Genomic DNA, 15,216 nt, shown 5'->3' on the forward strand with positions numbered 1-15,216 from the left:
GTTTTAGCTTACTCTAAGTGTAATTCGTTCAAGGGGCATTATTTCCGGCCCCTTAAATTTCATATTATTCGGATTTGAATAAGGCGTAATATAATACTTAGTTAAATACTCCAATGCATAAGGGGTAAACTTAGAAAATCGTTCCTTATATAGTAAATACTTTACACCTGATTGTTCATTCCACTCAAAGCCAGCTGAAGTTTCATTAACCTGATTAAAACTTGTAAATACAGAAGATAATTTAATTGAGTCGGTGTAGAAACAATTTGAAAATATTCGGTACTCATTCTTTCGGCGATCTTCTATACAAGGCACAGATAAAACTGCCCAAGCATCAGGAATAAAGTAATTAATTTCACTATTTGTAGAGTCGTAACTAAATACCTTTTTATTAAATAGTTTTTGAAGATTAACTTGATCTTTTTCTAACAGCTCAATTCCCTTTATTCCAAATTCGCTTAATTGATATTTCAAAAATTTATAGCACTTTGCAACATTAATATTATTATCATGAAATTGTGCGTTGTCCCTACTAAGCTGTTCAGCTAAACCATCTAGTATAGGCTCTCCAATTTTAATATTGAGTAACATACGAAGAGCCCCGGACCCAAGCATATGCTTGAATTCCTTAAATTCCTCTTCAGTTTCTTGATTCATGAATCATCTCCATCGTCTAATATCTAATGACATTATCTATCAATAATTAAATAATATTGGCAACAAAACTGCACCAAAGCACCATCATAACTTGGTACAGTTTTGTTGCCAAGAGGGTTATACAATAGAGTTCGTGCCATGATTAAGCATATAAACGATTCTCGTTATAAAGCCTTGATAGACTGGCTAAAATCTGCTCGTAACGAGCAGGGATTAACTGTGCGTGATCTTGGTAAATTATTGGGTGAGCCTCACCAGTTTGTGGTAAGGATAGAAACCTGTGAAAGAAAACTGAACGTATTTGAATACGTCCAGTATTGTGAAGCTTTAAACATTTCTGCCGTTGAAGGGCTTGAAAAACTTAAAGGTTTAAATAAATTTCTAATACAAAAAGATATTGATTAATTAATACATATATCTTTCGATTGTATTCAGTTGCTCTTTATCTAGAGCTTCTAAATCATCAACAAAAATAATCCCATTCTCATCAATGTGCTTAACATGGTCGCTGATCCACTCAGTATCTTCAGGATCAAAGCCGTATTTAAGCAGCCATATCTCAACCTCATCGTTAGTTCCATAGCGAATAAAGTTTTTGAAAACCTTAGCTCTTTCATCTTCCGTTTGCTCGTAGTAAACGGTCAATGCTGCACATAGAGGGTCAGCTAACGATAAACTAATAACTTTATCCAAATAGTCGTAAGTATCATAAACTAACAAGTCATAATCGAAATCTTTTACTGAAGTGCTACGACTAAATAGAAGAACAGCTCTCACATCAATGTTGGGTATACTTTCAGCTCGATAAGTACCTTTAATCTTTAAATTATCAAATTCAATATTAAACTCTTCTTGGGTGATAGATTTTTTTCTTAAATTCCTCTGTAAAACTCGCCTTTGATCTCGATGAGTTAAATATGAATGCCTTAATGATAAAGTTTCGCTAAAAGATTTTCCTTGAACCCTCCATAATAACAATGGAATGGATGTACTTAAAATCGTTTGCTCTGCCCTAGTTAAAGAGGTTCTTTTAAGGTGAGTAATGTACACTTTTTTTAGCTTATCTTTAATCTTTGTGCGGTCAGATGGCTTAATTTCATAATACTGATTGCCACCAATAGCCTCATCACCGTCTATTAATTTATCGAGAATAAATCGTATGTCTGACTTTAAATTTGACTCTTTCAACCGCTGCACCTGAGTATCAGTAAGATGCAGATCGTCGTTAAAAGTATCGGTTTTTATAGCGGTAACTAAGTCAGAAAAGTCTTCAGGTATATTTTTTAAGTCTTCATCAAGCTTTGACTCAGGCCTTAGTTCCGTTGGCGAACTTACTCTTGCTGAAAAAGTGTCAACATTTTCCCTGTTAATGATTGTATAGCCATAATCAAAGTAGCCTTTTCGTGAAGTTGTTCTACCAGCTCGACCAATTAAGTTCTTGAGGGTTAGGTCACGCATGTTATGAAAATTATCAATCCACACACAATCAAAAGGCATATTTATTCCTTGGACTAAGGTCGCTGTTGCGAAACAAATTTTTGCGTGTCCGTCACGTACAAACTGTTCAATCAAAAGTCTTGCTTTGAGTGGCATTGAACCATGATGCACTACTACACCCCGCTCCATTAGGGTTAAGAAAGAAGACTGTTTTCCAAATTGACCTTCTGATGCCCCAATATACTTCTTTAATAGTTCGATTATTGTGAGTGCATTCTTATCTTCAACAAATGGGCATAGTTCTATATATTTACCAAACCCCTCAATGTGACCACCTCTAAAAATTTTACTCTTTGATATGTAAATTAATGCAGAACCACCGTCGATTAGAGTTTGACTAAGCACGTCAAATTCGCAATTGGCCATATTTGATTCAAAGTTTGGAGAGAAATAGGCTAGAGTACCGTCTTCATTTCTAGATAAATAAACTTTACCAACATTGCTTTGTTTAAAGTTTCTGGAATCAGAACTCTCGACAAAGTTATGTTTTGAAAGCTGAGCTTCAGGGTTAGCAATAAATGGATGCGCAAAGACCTTTTTAGCGTCAGGAAAAGCTGTTTCAGTTCTTCTTACAAAGGCATCAAAAGAAATGCCTCTTATTGGCTCTTCAGAAATTTGAGCTTCATCAAACAAGAACAGGCCAACATCAAATACGTCAACATATTTAAATAGTTCCACGCCCCTTTCTGGAGTAATTATAAAGATTCTTCTCGCTGTATGATGCTGGTTAATATTTTCAACAAACTGCAAGACTAAGACTTCTTTACTAACCAGACCAATTACAGAAGAATAAAACTCAGCAATCAAAGCACGAGACGGCACAACAATCACGATGTCTCGCTCTACTTCATTAATTAAATCCCTGAATAAATGTGACTTTCCTGTACTAGTAGGAGCTGAAAACGAGTAAAAACTCTTTGAAGATATAGACTGGAATGCACTTGCCTGCATAGGGGTAAAAGGCTTACCAAATTTATCCTCTATCGTGTCACCTAAATTTTGATATATAGACTCTAGTAATGATTTCGGCTTTTCCAATTTATAAAACAAGCCCATTACACTTAGAATTTTTGATTCATATTCCGCAAAAATAACTGGATGATAAATTTTAATCAAACTCAATTTTTCTAGAATGCCTAAATCAGTTGGACCATGTTCATGGAACTCTTTAATTGACCGGTCTAAAATTTCTCGAATGCCCACTCCTTGAATAATCTTGCTAAGCACTAACTTTAACTCCTATCAAATACACCGCCTCATACTTCAAAAGTGATTTCATACGAGGAGACTTTAAAGCATTATCCATGATTCTATTAATGTTATTCGAAGTTATAGAAAAGGCTGCGCTGTAAGATTTAGTACCGTTGACGGCATTTATAGCAGCAGCTTTTGTCACAAATTTCTGAAGGTCGGGTAATTCCTGAGTGTCTTTTTCATCGACAATAAATTCATTAATTTGCTTAAGCGCACGACCATGAGCACTGCTAACGCCGCTATACTTCGCTTCTCCAAAAGCAATTGTTGCTGAAGGGCATTCTGTATGAAAATCAAAACCTGGATTCCCAGAAATTTTTTCTTTTATAAATTCAGCTAAAGGAAGGCGCAGATGACTTAAATGTTCTTTAAGGGCCGTTTGCGCCGCATCGGAAACCATATACTCACCAAATTCTTCCGACATTTCGGAGCCGACATTTTGTAGTATGTCGTTTGTTATTTTATCTATAGTCCTCTTAGACCGAGCTTTATACCCGGGTTTATCTATAACTCCTAAAGGATCCAGCCAACTTGTATCCAATGCTATTTCCAACATATCTTCTACACGCTTTTCTAAATCAGAAATTTCAAGTGCTAATGAATATATTTTTCCTGTTGCTGCCTGATCATAATCAGACATATCTGTCTCTGTAAAAGATAATAAATTCAAGATTACATCCCACCATAAAACGTATTAACAAAGCCTTTTAGCTTTTCTGCCAACCTTGGGATTACTTTCTTGCGTTGTAATACGCTAGGTGGTTTTTCCATTGTTGCTACTATGTCTTCACGCAGTGGCTCTTGGTTGCTGAAGATCATGCGTTCAACAAGCTCTTTTACGTTTTCAGGTATTAAGTGCTCTTCTTCAGCCATTGCTTGGGTGGCTTTTTCTTTTTCTACTTCCCAATAGACGGCAAAGGCATCGTCAACTTCTTCGGCTGATTGCACATCTGGCAGGTTTTCTTGAATGAATTTATCTATTAGCTCTTGCTTGCTGCGTAATTCAGGATCACCACCAATGGTTTGCATTAACGATTTATACTGCTGTTGGTATTCTTCGTCAGAGTCAGATTGCTTAAGCTTGCTAAGGAGCTTTAAGATGTAAGCAACATTTACTTCATCCATTGCTAACAGCTCAAGTTCAAAGTCAATCTCTTCTAATATCGACTCTTTTTCAGGGGCGGTATTGGTTTTAACTTTGTCGTATAAATCTAAGTACTTACTTTTATAGTCTTCATATTCTTGTTCTTGAATACAGACATCATCAAACTTAAAGTCAGCGAAGGTAGAAAGCACATTACGTAAACGCATTAACTCCCTAAATGCTTTAATAAATTCAAGTTCAGCGTTTTCATCTTCAAGACTATCAACACTTGCTGTATCAGGTGCAATGGTTCGCATTTGATCTAACGCTTGGTTAAACATCTTAATGAATTCTTCATACGGCGGCATGATCACCGTATCTTTTGCATCCTTATTTGAAAACAGCGCTAGAGCATCATCAGTGCGCTTTTTCAGGTTACGGAAACTAATGATATTACCTTGCGACTTTTGCTCGTTTAAAATGCGATTGGTGCGTGAATACGCTTGTATTAATCCGTGATATTTAAGGTTCTTATCTACATACAGGGTATTTAAGGTTTTACTATCAAACCCAGTTAAAAACATATTTACCACAAGCAAAATATCAACTTTGCGCTCACGAACCTTTTTCGAGATATCGTTGTAGTAGTTGTAGTAAGACTCACTATCTTTAGTGGTATAGCTACTGCCAAACATTTTGTTATAGTCGCCAATAAACTCTTCAAGCCTGTCTCGGCTATGGCTGGCTATACCTTCGTACTGGGCTTGAGGCTCAGCAACTTTATCTAATACAACTTCGTCTAAGCCATCAGCATCTGGGTCTTCTTCGTTAGCGGCATAAGAGAAAATAGTGGCAATTTTAAGGTTATGTTTACCTTCGGCTTTTTTCTGTGCAAATAGCTCGTAATACTTTATTAATGCAGGCACGCTAGAAACACAAAACATGCCGGTAAAGGCTTTGCTATGGGTTTTACGATTATGCTGAGCAATAATGTAATCGGTTATTTTTTCTAACCGAACGTCAGACTCCATTAGCTCTTTGGTGTCGATACCTTCAACGTCAATATCCACTTCATTGGCGCTGTCTTTTTTCTTATAACGGCCTACATACTCAACATTAAACTTAAGTACGTTTTCGTCTTTAATTGCATCAACAATGGTGTATTTGTGTAACGGCTTATGGAACAAGTCACTGGTGGTATATTTACGAGAAAACTTAGACACCGCATTTTCAGCAAAAATAGGCGTTCCCGTAAAACCAAACATTTGGTGATTAGTGAAAAACTGACTAATGCGCTGATGAGTATCACCAAATTGGCTGCGGTGACATTCATCAAAAATAAACACCACGTTCTTATCTTTTACAGGCTCCATACGGCTTGAATAACGTTTATTGCTTATAGCGTTATTGAGCTTTTGAATGGTAGTAACAATCAGCTTTTCATTACGGCGAGTATTAACTTTACCGCCTTTCGCTTTAGTTGATGACTGCTGCTCACCGTCTTTCTCAAGGTAATACACATCTTTACCGGTAAACTGGTCAACTAACACTTTGGTTTTATCAGTACCGTCTACACAACCTTTAATGAAGCTATTAAATTCTTTGGCAGTTTGATAATCCAAGTCTTTACGGTCAACCACAAACACCACTTTATGAATGGCGCTATCACCGGTAAGTAACTGAGCGGTTTTAAATGAGGTAAGTGTTTTACCAGAGCCGGTAGTATGCCAAATATAGCCATTTTGCTTTTCTATTGATTGGTTACTGGCTTTTAATTTTTCACGCTCAGCTACTCGGTCAATAATCGCTTCGGTGGCATATATTTGATAAGGGCGCATTACCATTAATATACGGTCTGTTTCATTCAGTACCACGTATTTAGTGATCATGTCTGTTAGGTGATCAGGCGTTAAAAACACCTTGGCGAATTGGTCTAACTCGGTATAACGGTCGTTATTGTCTTTTGCCCAAAAGAAGGTTTGTTTAAAGCTTTGCTTGCGGTTATTGGCGTAGTATTTAGTGTTTACGCCATTAGAGATAACAAACACTTGTACATATTGGAATAAGCCATCTTCAGCCCAGTAAGAATGGCTCTGATAACGATTAATTTGATTAAACGCTTCTTTAAGCTCTAAACCACGGCGCTTTAATTCAATTTGCACTAGTGGCAAGCCGTTAACCAATATTGTTACGTCATAACGATTTTTATAGCGACCTTCTACGGTAACTTGCTGCGTTACTTGAAAATGGTTTTTGCTAACATCGGCATCAATAAAACGAATGTAACCTGCGGTGCCATCGTCTTTATTAATTTGTAGCCTATCACGCAGTATTTTTGCTTTATCAAATACATTACCTTTCCCTAAGGCGTTGCGAATTTGTTTAAGCTCATTATCACTTATTTCAAAGCCATTAAGCTTTGAAAGTTGCTTCTTTAAGTTAGCTCTTAGCGAGTCAATATCAGTGATATTGACCTTTTCAAACTGCTGCTTACCGGCAACTTTTTTAGCAAGCTGAGCAACTAAGTTATCTTCTAATTGTTGTTCTGACTGATAGGCCACATTAACTTCCTTTTCTTTTAGGCATAATCAATTTATTCCTACACAAACATCTGTTGCAACAAACCTTTTTTGAAGGTTTGTGTTAGTTCTATTTGTTCATTTACCGCATTAATTTTTGCATCTAATGCACCTAAAAACTCCGCAATTCTTTCTTGCTCTTTTTTGCTTGGCATTTGAACTTTAATATCTTGAAAGAACTCAGTAACACTTACATTGAGTAAACCGTGGTTCCTTGCTCCTTCTTGGGCAATTTTATTAATTTCACGATTTAAATTACCCGCTTCAAAATGTTGTTCCCAAAACTCGTCATATTGTTCACCATGAGTTTTGAAACAAATATATAAGGTTGAAACCACACCTTTATCATAATTATTTAAGCGCTTAATTGCGCCCATTGGGTAGCCTTTCGAGTAACTTTTGTTATATGCAAACTCACCTTTTTCAAGCAAGTAATAACCAGTCACGTTTTTTGCAGAAACCGACTTATTAAAGTACTTCTCTTGGTTGATCAAACCTCGTTGCGCTGAAATGGTTAATACATTTTGATTATCTTCTTTGTTTTTACGAGTAACACGCTCAAACACTTTATCAAAGCTGGTTTCTTGCCAATCAGGAAAGGCTTTACTGTTTTCATCTTTAAAGCGAATTTCTTGCTTAAACAGCTTTTGCATCACGCCTTTTTTGTATTGAGCTAGCAAGGCGTGCTTTTCTTTAAGTAGACTGATCTTTTTATCTACTGAAGAAAGGAAATCAGCAATTTTTTGTTGTTCTTCTATTTTAGGTAATGCTATGCCTAATGACTTAACTAAGCCGCCAGATAGATTCTTTTGACCACCATCATTTGCTAAATTTCGTATTGCTTCATATTTTGACATCAATTGAAAAAGTGCAAAACTAGGCAAAACTTTTTCTTCATCAAATATCATAGCGGCACAAGCTTGGTTTGTTGTTGCATCAATACCTAATAAAGAAACCTTCCCTCTAGTAACACCTTGCCCGTAAAGTGCGATCAATAAAGTACCCTTTGGAAAGAGTTTTGCCGATGAATTCTTTAATCCTTCGTCCGTAATAAATTCTTCCGCATGAAGTATGGTGCCAAAATCGATCAAAGAAGTTGTAACCCACGGTATATGCCCACCCCAATAAGCACTATTTGTTCTGCTAGGTGTGCCTCCTGATGTAACTCGACTGACATCGCCTATAGTTGTGGTTAACCAATCTTCATCATATTTTGTAAACCTCAATTCAGGTACTTTCATTTAAATATCTCCTAAGTTAGGTATATTTAAGTCAGCACAGTATTCACTCAGCTCAATATCAATTTCTTTAACATTGCTTTTAATCAAAGTGATTTTAGAAAAAATATCTTTTAAATCAATATCGTCATCTTCTTCGAAAGTATCGACATACCGAGGTATATTTAAATTGAATTCATTTTCTTCTTCAATTTCTTTAATTGATGCTACAAAGGCAAACTTTATGGCTTTTTCAGGCTCAAGTAATTCACGCTTGTTTACCGCTTCTAATATGACTTCTAAATCTTCATTCCGTAGATAATTTTGACTAGTTGCTTTGCCACAATTTTGACTAGCATCAACAAACAAAATGTTATCGCTATGTTCACGGTTCTTTTTCAGCACCAAAATACAAGTTGGAATAGATGTGCCATAGAAAATGTTAGCCGGTAAGCCAATTACTGCATCAAGGTAATTTTTATCTTTAATTAAGTGTTTGCGGATATGCCCCTCGGTTCCAGCACGAAATAAAACACCGTGCGGTAATACCACCGCCATAGTGCCACTTTCATCTAACTGGTGAACCATGTGCTGAACAAAAGCAAAATCAGCCTTACTCTTAGGTGCTAATTTACCGTAATCTTGAAAGCGTTCATCGGTTAAAAAGCCTGATGATGCGCTCCAGTCTGCTGAAAATGGTGGGTTTGCTACTACGGCTTCAAAGCGTTTTTCAACATGATGCGGTTGTTCTAGTGTGTCGTCTTGTTGAATATCAAAATTACGGTAATGCACGCCGTGTAAAATCATATTCATACGAGCTAGGTTGTACGTGCTTGGGTTAGATTCTTGACCAAAATAGCCACCAACTTCACCGCCTTTACGTTTGATCTCTTTTGATACTTTTAAAAGTAGTGAGCCTGAGCCACAAGTAGGGTCGTAAACACTTTTAAGCTTGTCTTTACCTTGTGTTACTAACTTAGCAAGTAACGTTGAAACCATAGGTGGTGTATAGAATTCACCGGCTTTTTTACCTGCTCCAGAGGCAAACTGACCAATGAGGTATTCGTAGGCATCACCCAGTACATCAATGTCAGTTTCATGATGAAGAAAATCAATATCATCAAGGTGAGTTAGTACTTTTGAAATAAGCTCGTTTTTAGCGTTTTCGGTTTTGCCTAGTTTGTTTGAGGTTAGGTCTAAATCATCAAACAAACCGTTAAAATCATCTTCTGCGGCAGTACCCATCGTGCTTTGTTCAATATGGTTAAGCACTTCAGATAAGTCTTCTAAAATAAACTCGCCACTTTCACCTTTTTGAGCCAATACATGAAATAGCTCGTTAGGTTTTAAGAAGTAACCCAAATGGTCGATTGTCTCTTCTTTAATGGCTTCTAAGTATTCTTTGCCTTCGTCTGTGCTTTCATCAATAGCGTCAAACTTAATGCCGTCTTCTTTTAATAGATCATCAGCATATAAGTCCATACGCTCAGACAAGTATTTGTAGAAGATAAACCCTAAAATATAATCACGAAATTCATCTGCACTCATGTTGCCACGTAAGGTATTGGCAATGTTCCAGAGTTGTTTTTCTAATGCTTTTTTGTGTTGTTCAACCATGTTGGTTAACTTCCTTTTTAAATTCTTTAATGAGTGTTTAGCTATGCTGATAGCCAGGTGCAATTGCGAGATTTTCTGCACCGTATAATGTTTGATTATTTTGCAAATAAAGTTGATATTCAGGGCCTGAAAGTGAACCACTTTCAGAACAGTCCACATTCCAACGCCTTAATAAATATCCTGCCATTGCGGCACGCACGTTAACTTCTAACATGCCTTTTTCCATACCAAAATCGAGCTTAATGGCGGTTGGATGCTTAACGTTATTTGGGTGCGGAATAATTTGTAACGGCACCATACGCATCCACTGATGATCTTCTAACTTATCTTCTTCAGGGGATGGTGTCTGTGCTTGAATTGTAACTTTAGTAATGCGAGTTAAAACGAAGTCTCTGAATGACTTTGATTTGCGGTCATAAGCTCTTAAATGCCAACGTAAGCCATTATCTACGATTGAATGAGGCACTAGCTCTCTTGCCCCAGAACCACTGCTTAAAGAGGTGTATATAACGCTAATAGGCTTATGGTTGATAATCGCTTGAGATAACTTAGCGATAATATCAATATCAGGCACGTTTAAGGGGCTTGGTGATTCAATAGGGAATGACGTATCACCAATAGAATCAAAACCATCGCTAATGTTATTCGCTAACTTAATAAGCGTGCGGCGAGCATCATGTTTAAATATGGGCTTGAATTGCGTGGTGATGAAGTATTTTTTTTCTACGTTGTCATACGCCATATTCTCAGGCGCATTGTCTTTGTAGAACTTCAAATCTCTGGTTGCTGCTGCAAGGCCTAATTCGAAATGGCTGACTATTTCACTGCGAGTTACCATCCCAGTAAAATAGAGCTTAAAGTCGATATAAGCTAAGCGCTGCTTCTGTGCAAAACTAAATTCGTCCATTCGATAAATCTGATTCTATTGACATTTTCTAATTGGATTGAAATAGTATGTATCATTATGAGTTAGACAGCAAATAGATTTTATGCTTTAGTGTTGATACAGATCATCACTATTTAAAAACTTAAATTTATGTCTAATCAAAACGCTAAATCTTCTGTAAAAAAACCTACTAATTTATCTGAGCTAGAGCATTTAAAAGCCGAGCATTTTGATATTTATCAGGAGCTAATGAAGCAGTTTAAATTTGATGATAGGGTGTGCCAAGAATGGCTGACTCAGCCCAAGCGCCCCTTGCAAGGTAAGTCACCGTTTGAGCAGCTAACAATTAATGCTGATGAAGTGATGGTTATGCTAGTTCGCATGAGAACGGGTGACTTCTCATGAGGGGCAAGCACTAGTGAATATTCTCTTTTTATGCACCGCCAATATTCAGCGCAGTAAAACTGCTGAAGAATTGTTTCGTGCTGTCAATAAGAATCACCAATACAAATCAGCTGGTTTAAGTTCCAAATACGTACAGAAAGCTAACTCGACACTTTGCACTGAAAAAATGCTGGAATGGTCTGATCGAATATATGTATTTGAGGAGCAACATATTGAACGTATTCAAAAGCATACTGGGGATGTGTTTTTACCTAAAATCATCAATTTAAATATTCCTGATGTTTATCAGTATTTTCAGCGAGAGCTTGTTTTGTTATTACTAGAGCGGTGCGAGCTAGCCTAAGCATTTAGTGACACAAATAGCCAAAAATAAAACCTTTTCTAACTATGGCCGCTCTGCAAAGATTACGGTAAACGATATTGTTTACTTGAGGTAAATGTAATTACATACAGAGGAATGCTTTACCGTGAGTAAACAAAACTGTTTACTTGATATGAGCGGTTTAACTAATTCAATTTCATATTTAATTGGTGAAATGTAGCCATTGTTACCGGAAGTTTATGCTGCATTCTTATTAACCAACCATGCCACCTAGTGCTTTATCTAGTTTGGTTCGAGTTATAGTACCTTTAGTCTTACACATAATTGCTTTAACTTTAGGAGCTAACTCAAGATCTCTTTTGCCCCAGTCAACTTTTGAAGAGCCTTCCAAAAGTGCCGATGCTGCAACGGGTATATTGATTAATATGAGAAAAGCGTTTTACCGTGAATAGCTATAAATGCAATACACAAAATACTATAACTAATTTCAGACCAATTAATTTATGAAGTATATTAACCTCAAAACCTCTTCCCATAACTAAAGGCTAATAAATGCACGTTTTCCTAGATACAAACATTTTTTACAATAACTGGTTTTTAACCGATGTACGCTTCAAATTATTATCCCATTACTTAAATAACGAAGAATATAGTTTGTTACTTTCAGATCTTGTTGTAAAAGAAGTGAACAATAAAAGAGAGCAAGAAGCATTATCAGCTGTGAATGAGCTAAAAAAAAGCTTAAAACAACTGAACTTTTTAAACCCAATAGAAGATGAATTACCAAAAAATATTCAAGAACTTAAACCATATGACATTAGAGATCTCTTGGGCTCTAATATTTATGATATTTTAGATATCCCATATGAATTTATAGATCAAACAACGGTTGTTAATAGAGCTCTAAAATCAACAAAACCATTCACCATTGGTGAAAAAGGCTATAGAGATACTTTAATTTGGCTCTCTTTCTTAAAGTATATTAAAGACAATGAAATTGAAGGCGACATTGCATTCATCACATCCAATAGTACTGATTTCTTTAAGAAAAAAGGTAAAGTGGAATTTCATCCTAGTCTAGAAGAAGACATTAAAAATCACGGTATTGAGAATAAAGTATTCCCTTTCAATAATCTGCATAACTTTCTAGAAAGTTCGGTAGATAAGATAGCAAACTCAATCAACAAGCAAGAGTTTTTGGATGACAACGATTCTTACTTAATGGAAAAAACTATAGAGTTTGTAGAACAGTTGTCTGGTGCTAGCTTATCTGGGTTTTTAGATACTCCTAATTTTCATACTAAACTTCCATACATTAAAGAAATTCAAGCTGAAATTTTTGAAGGTCTTGAAGACCCTGAGATTCATTCTGTCCATCAATTATCAGATGATGAGGTGTATGTTGACACATTATTTGAAATGAGGGGCCTAACATTCAATATAATCATTGATATTAATGATTACCGAAGAAGTGCTGATTTTATTGAAGAACTGTACGGATTGTATAATATCGAGCTAGATAGCGACAAAGATATAGCTATTTTAGGCTTTTCTGGAAGGGTAAAGATTAAAGCTGCGGTCGAATATCACCTAAAGAAGAATGATATTACTCAGATTAGTATTGAAGAAATTTATTACGCTTAAATGTAATTCAGGCTGTATGTCGCGTTTATATATGCTTCATACAGCCATATGTATAAGTTTATCCTATTAAATCAATATACTCTTGCTCAGTAAGAACTTTTACACCTTTATCTTTAGCTGCATTGATTTTTGTTTCACCAACTTTCTCACCTGTAACTAAGTAAGTTGTTTTACCTGTTACAGATTTAGCAACTTTAGCTCCTAGAGATTTAGCGTGTTTTTCCATATCTCCTCTTGATCCTTGTTGCATAGAACCAGTGAATACAACAACTGAACCTGCAATTGGAGAAGATGAATTATCTCTTTCTGATTCTTTAGGCGTTTCAGCTAAGTTAAATCCAAGTTCATAAACTTTGAAGAACTCTTCTTTAATATTTGCGAGGCCTTCGACAATAGCTTCAGCACTGAGTTGAGCAAAGCCATCTATTTTAACCATTTCATCTGCTGTCAATTCAAATAACTGAGTGATTGTATGGTGTTGAAGTAGCTTTTCACAATTGCCTCCACCTAATCTACTGACCCCAAAAGCTGATAAGAAACGCCAATCCTCTATTTCAATTTCTCGACTCGCTTTGAGTTGGTCAAATAAGTTTTGAGATGTTTTATCTCCAAACCCATAGCCAGCAAATTGATGCACTTTTATAGAGTAGATTTCATGAATATGTTTAACGCCAAAATTACTCAACTTTTCAATAACCTTAGGGCCAAAACCATCATTATTTCCTAACGTTTTGAAAAAGTGGATTAAGGTATTTTCTGTTTGTGCGGGACAATCACTTTTATTAGGGCAGATAAGGTGATCAGATTCCCATAGCAAGTGAGAATTACAACTCGGACATGATTCTGGTAATTGAGGATCAACCTTCTTAATTACTTTCTCAATCTTTGGAATAACTAGACCACTTCTAACAAGTTGTACAACGGCTCCAGGACCAACTCCGTTTGTTTTAACCATATTATAATGGTGTACTGTGACTCGGCTAATAGTTGCACCACTCAGCTTAGTAGGAACTAATTCTGCAACCGGTGAAATACGCCCTGTTCTGGAAGTTTGAGGTACAATATTTAAAACTTCGACTTCAGCAGAATCTTCATTTACTTTAAAAGCAATCTGCCATCTGTGATTTTTCCTTGTAGCTCCCATATACTCTTTCAAAGCTGTATGAGTTGTTTCAAGAATGACTCCATCGATATCGAAATCTACAGCCTTCCACATTTCTTCTACGATAGTCTCGAAGTTTGAAATGATTTCAGAAAAGTGTGCCGTGGTATTTTCTATTAATGCAAATGGATAAAATACACATGCGCCATCATCTATAGCCTTCTGCACATTTTCATCGACTTTCTTCTCTGCAATTATTGCAGCTTGAATGTTTCGAGAGTTTTCAAAAATATCGCTAAGTACAGTATCGAAATAACTCTTCTTAATCACAATTTCGCCAGGCCCTAAACCTCTATCGCCATTCTCGGCAACCTTTAATCCTCTTTCAAAGGCTCTTGTAATATCCTGACCTCTGTATCCATCTCCTCTAGTATACAGAGTTGTTCCATCATCGAATGCAGCATACCCATCAAGTTTAGGGGTTACTCTTAGTTTAATTTCTTCTTCTGAAACATTAATTTCTTGAGCTGCCTTTAAAATCCTTTTTAACCACTTTTCTATATCTTCTTTTGAATAAGCCTTCTCTGTTGAAAGCATTCTTTGTGGTAGCTCTACTGTTTTGGCTTCTGCCAGAACTTCAGGCTCAACTTGATTAAGATATGGGTGAAGATGATTTATATCCCTTAACATAGAAATATATAAATCATATTGTTCATCGGTTATGACTTGAATACCTTCTCGATAAAGAGCATTTGATGCTTTTAAGACTTGAACTAATTCTTCTGAATTTAAGTTTGATTTACTAAAAAGATTAGTTAAATCTTTTGAATTAATTTCTTTATCTAGATTTTTTAAAGTATCTATTTGCTCATTTGTAAAATTGATTTCTAACATTTCAATCTCTCCTTAATGAGCTACTAAAGAACTATTTATTAGTTCTCTATTTGATAAA

Annotated in this window: 12 protein-coding genes; 4 read left to right on the top strand and 8 right to left on the bottom strand. The window is 36.0% G+C overall.

Features of this window, described 5'->3' with window-relative positions; all coding sequences use genetic code 11:
* Window positions 1-3 precede the first annotated feature (3 nt).
* Window positions 4-657, bottom strand: coding sequence for a hypothetical protein (locus PULV_RS03195; protein WP_193330916.1), 654 nt, complete (start codon window positions 655-657; stop codon window positions 4-6).
* A gap of 138 nt (window positions 658-795) precedes the next feature.
* Here PULV_RS03195 and PULV_RS03200 point away from each other — a divergent pair, with 138 nt between their 5' ends.
* On the top strand, window positions 796-1,062 hold the full coding sequence (locus PULV_RS03200; RefSeq protein WP_193330917.1) for a helix-turn-helix domain-containing protein: 267 nt from the start codon (window positions 796-798) through the stop codon (window positions 1,060-1,062).
* Here PULV_RS03200 and PULV_RS03205 read toward each other — a convergent pair whose 3' ends face one another.
* From PULV_RS03205 to PULV_RS03230, 6 genes are read right to left on the bottom strand one after another with little or no spacing between them, the layout of a single operon-like run.
* The gene (locus PULV_RS03205; protein WP_193330918.1) at window positions 1,063-3,381 is read right to left on the bottom strand and encodes a DEAD/DEAH box helicase; all 2,319 of its coding nucleotides are present in this window, start codon (window positions 3,379-3,381) and stop codon (window positions 1,063-1,065) included.
* Window positions 3,374-4,078: a hypothetical protein gene (locus PULV_RS03210; protein ID WP_227009342.1), complete on the bottom strand. Its 705-nt coding sequence runs from the start codon at window positions 4,076-4,078 to the stop codon at window positions 3,374-3,376. The genes PULV_RS03205 and PULV_RS03210 overlap by 8 nt, the downstream gene beginning before the upstream one ends.
* Window positions 4,079-4,080: 2 nt before the next feature.
* Complete coding sequence (locus PULV_RS03215; RefSeq protein WP_193330919.1) at window positions 4,081-7,053, bottom strand: type I restriction endonuclease subunit R; 2,973 nt, start codon at window positions 7,051-7,053, stop codon at window positions 4,081-4,083.
* Between the two features lie 38 nt (window positions 7,054-7,091).
* Window positions 7,092-8,312, bottom strand: coding sequence for a restriction endonuclease subunit S (locus tag PULV_RS03220; protein WP_193330920.1), 1,221 nt, complete (start codon window positions 8,310-8,312; stop codon window positions 7,092-7,094).
* Entirely contained in the window at window positions 8,313-9,905 is a 1,593-nt protein-coding gene (locus tag PULV_RS03225) for a type I restriction-modification system subunit M (RefSeq protein WP_193330921.1), read from the bottom strand.
* A 37-nt stretch (window positions 9,906-9,942) separates the two neighbouring features.
* On the bottom strand, window positions 9,943-10,812 hold the full coding sequence (locus PULV_RS03230; RefSeq protein WP_193330922.1) for a WYL domain-containing protein: 870 nt from the start codon (window positions 10,810-10,812) through the stop codon (window positions 9,943-9,945).
* A 129-nt stretch (window positions 10,813-10,941) separates the two neighbouring features.
* Here PULV_RS03230 and PULV_RS21885 point away from each other — a divergent pair, with 129 nt between their 5' ends.
* The 3 genes from PULV_RS21885 to PULV_RS03245 all read left to right on the top strand — a co-directional run bounded on the left by PULV_RS21885 (window position 10,942) and on the right by PULV_RS03245 (window position 13,162).
* Window positions 10,942-11,196: an antitoxin Xre/MbcA/ParS toxin-binding domain-containing protein gene (locus PULV_RS21885; RefSeq protein ID WP_227009343.1), complete on the top strand. Its 255-nt coding sequence runs from the start codon at window positions 10,942-10,944 to the stop codon at window positions 11,194-11,196.
* Between the two features lie 13 nt (window positions 11,197-11,209).
* The gene (locus tag PULV_RS03240; RefSeq protein WP_193330923.1) at window positions 11,210-11,539 is read left to right on the top strand and encodes an arsenate reductase/protein-tyrosine-phosphatase family protein; all 330 of its coding nucleotides are present in this window, start codon (window positions 11,210-11,212) and stop codon (window positions 11,537-11,539) included.
* Window positions 11,540-12,070: 531 nt separating this feature from the next.
* The gene (locus tag PULV_RS03245; protein ID WP_193330924.1) at window positions 12,071-13,162 is read left to right on the top strand and encodes a PIN domain-containing protein; all 1,092 of its coding nucleotides are present in this window, start codon (window positions 12,071-12,073) and stop codon (window positions 13,160-13,162) included.
* A gap of 58 nt (window positions 13,163-13,220) precedes the next feature.
* On the opposite strand, the gene PULV_RS03250 is transcribed toward PULV_RS03245, so the two are convergent.
* Entirely contained in the window at window positions 13,221-15,158 is a 1,938-nt protein-coding gene (locus PULV_RS03250; RefSeq protein ID WP_193330925.1) for a BRCT domain-containing protein, read from the bottom strand.
* Window positions 15,159-15,216 lie beyond the last annotated feature (58 nt).

This window comes from Pseudoalteromonas ulvae UL12 (assembly GCF_014925405.1).
Lineage (GTDB): Bacteria > Pseudomonadota > Gammaproteobacteria > Enterobacterales > Alteromonadaceae > Pseudoalteromonas > Pseudoalteromonas ulvae.

What these genes read in the sequence shown, in the direction of transcription:
- PULV_RS03195 (WP_193330916.1), bottom strand. Translation starts at nt 657, where the DNA reads ATGAATCAAGAAACTGAAGAGGAATTTAAGGAATTCAAGCATATGCTT.
- PULV_RS03200 (WP_193330917.1), top strand. Translation starts at nt 796, where the DNA reads ATGATTAAGCATATAAACGATTCTCGTTATAAAGCCTTGATAGACTGG.
- PULV_RS03220 (WP_193330920.1), bottom strand. Translation starts at nt 8,312, where the DNA reads ATGAAAGTACCTGAATTGAGGTTTACAAAATATGATGAAGATTGGTTA.
- PULV_RS03225 (WP_193330921.1), bottom strand. Translation starts at nt 9,905, where the DNA reads ATGGTTGAACAACACAAAAAAGCATTAGAAAAACAACTCTGGAACATT.
- PULV_RS03230 (WP_193330922.1), bottom strand. Translation starts at nt 10,812, where the DNA reads ATGGACGAATTTAGTTTTGCACAGAAGCAGCGCTTAGCTTATATCGAC.
- PULV_RS21885 (WP_227009343.1), top strand. Translation starts at nt 10,942, where the DNA reads ATGTCTAATCAAAACGCTAAATCTTCTGTAAAAAAACCTACTAATTTA.
- PULV_RS03245 (WP_193330924.1), top strand. Translation starts at nt 12,071, where the DNA reads ATGCACGTTTTCCTAGATACAAACATTTTTTACAATAACTGGTTTTTA.
- PULV_RS03250 (WP_193330925.1), bottom strand. Translation starts at nt 15,158, where the DNA reads ATGTTAGAAATCAATTTTACAAATGAGCAAATAGATACTTTAAAAAAT.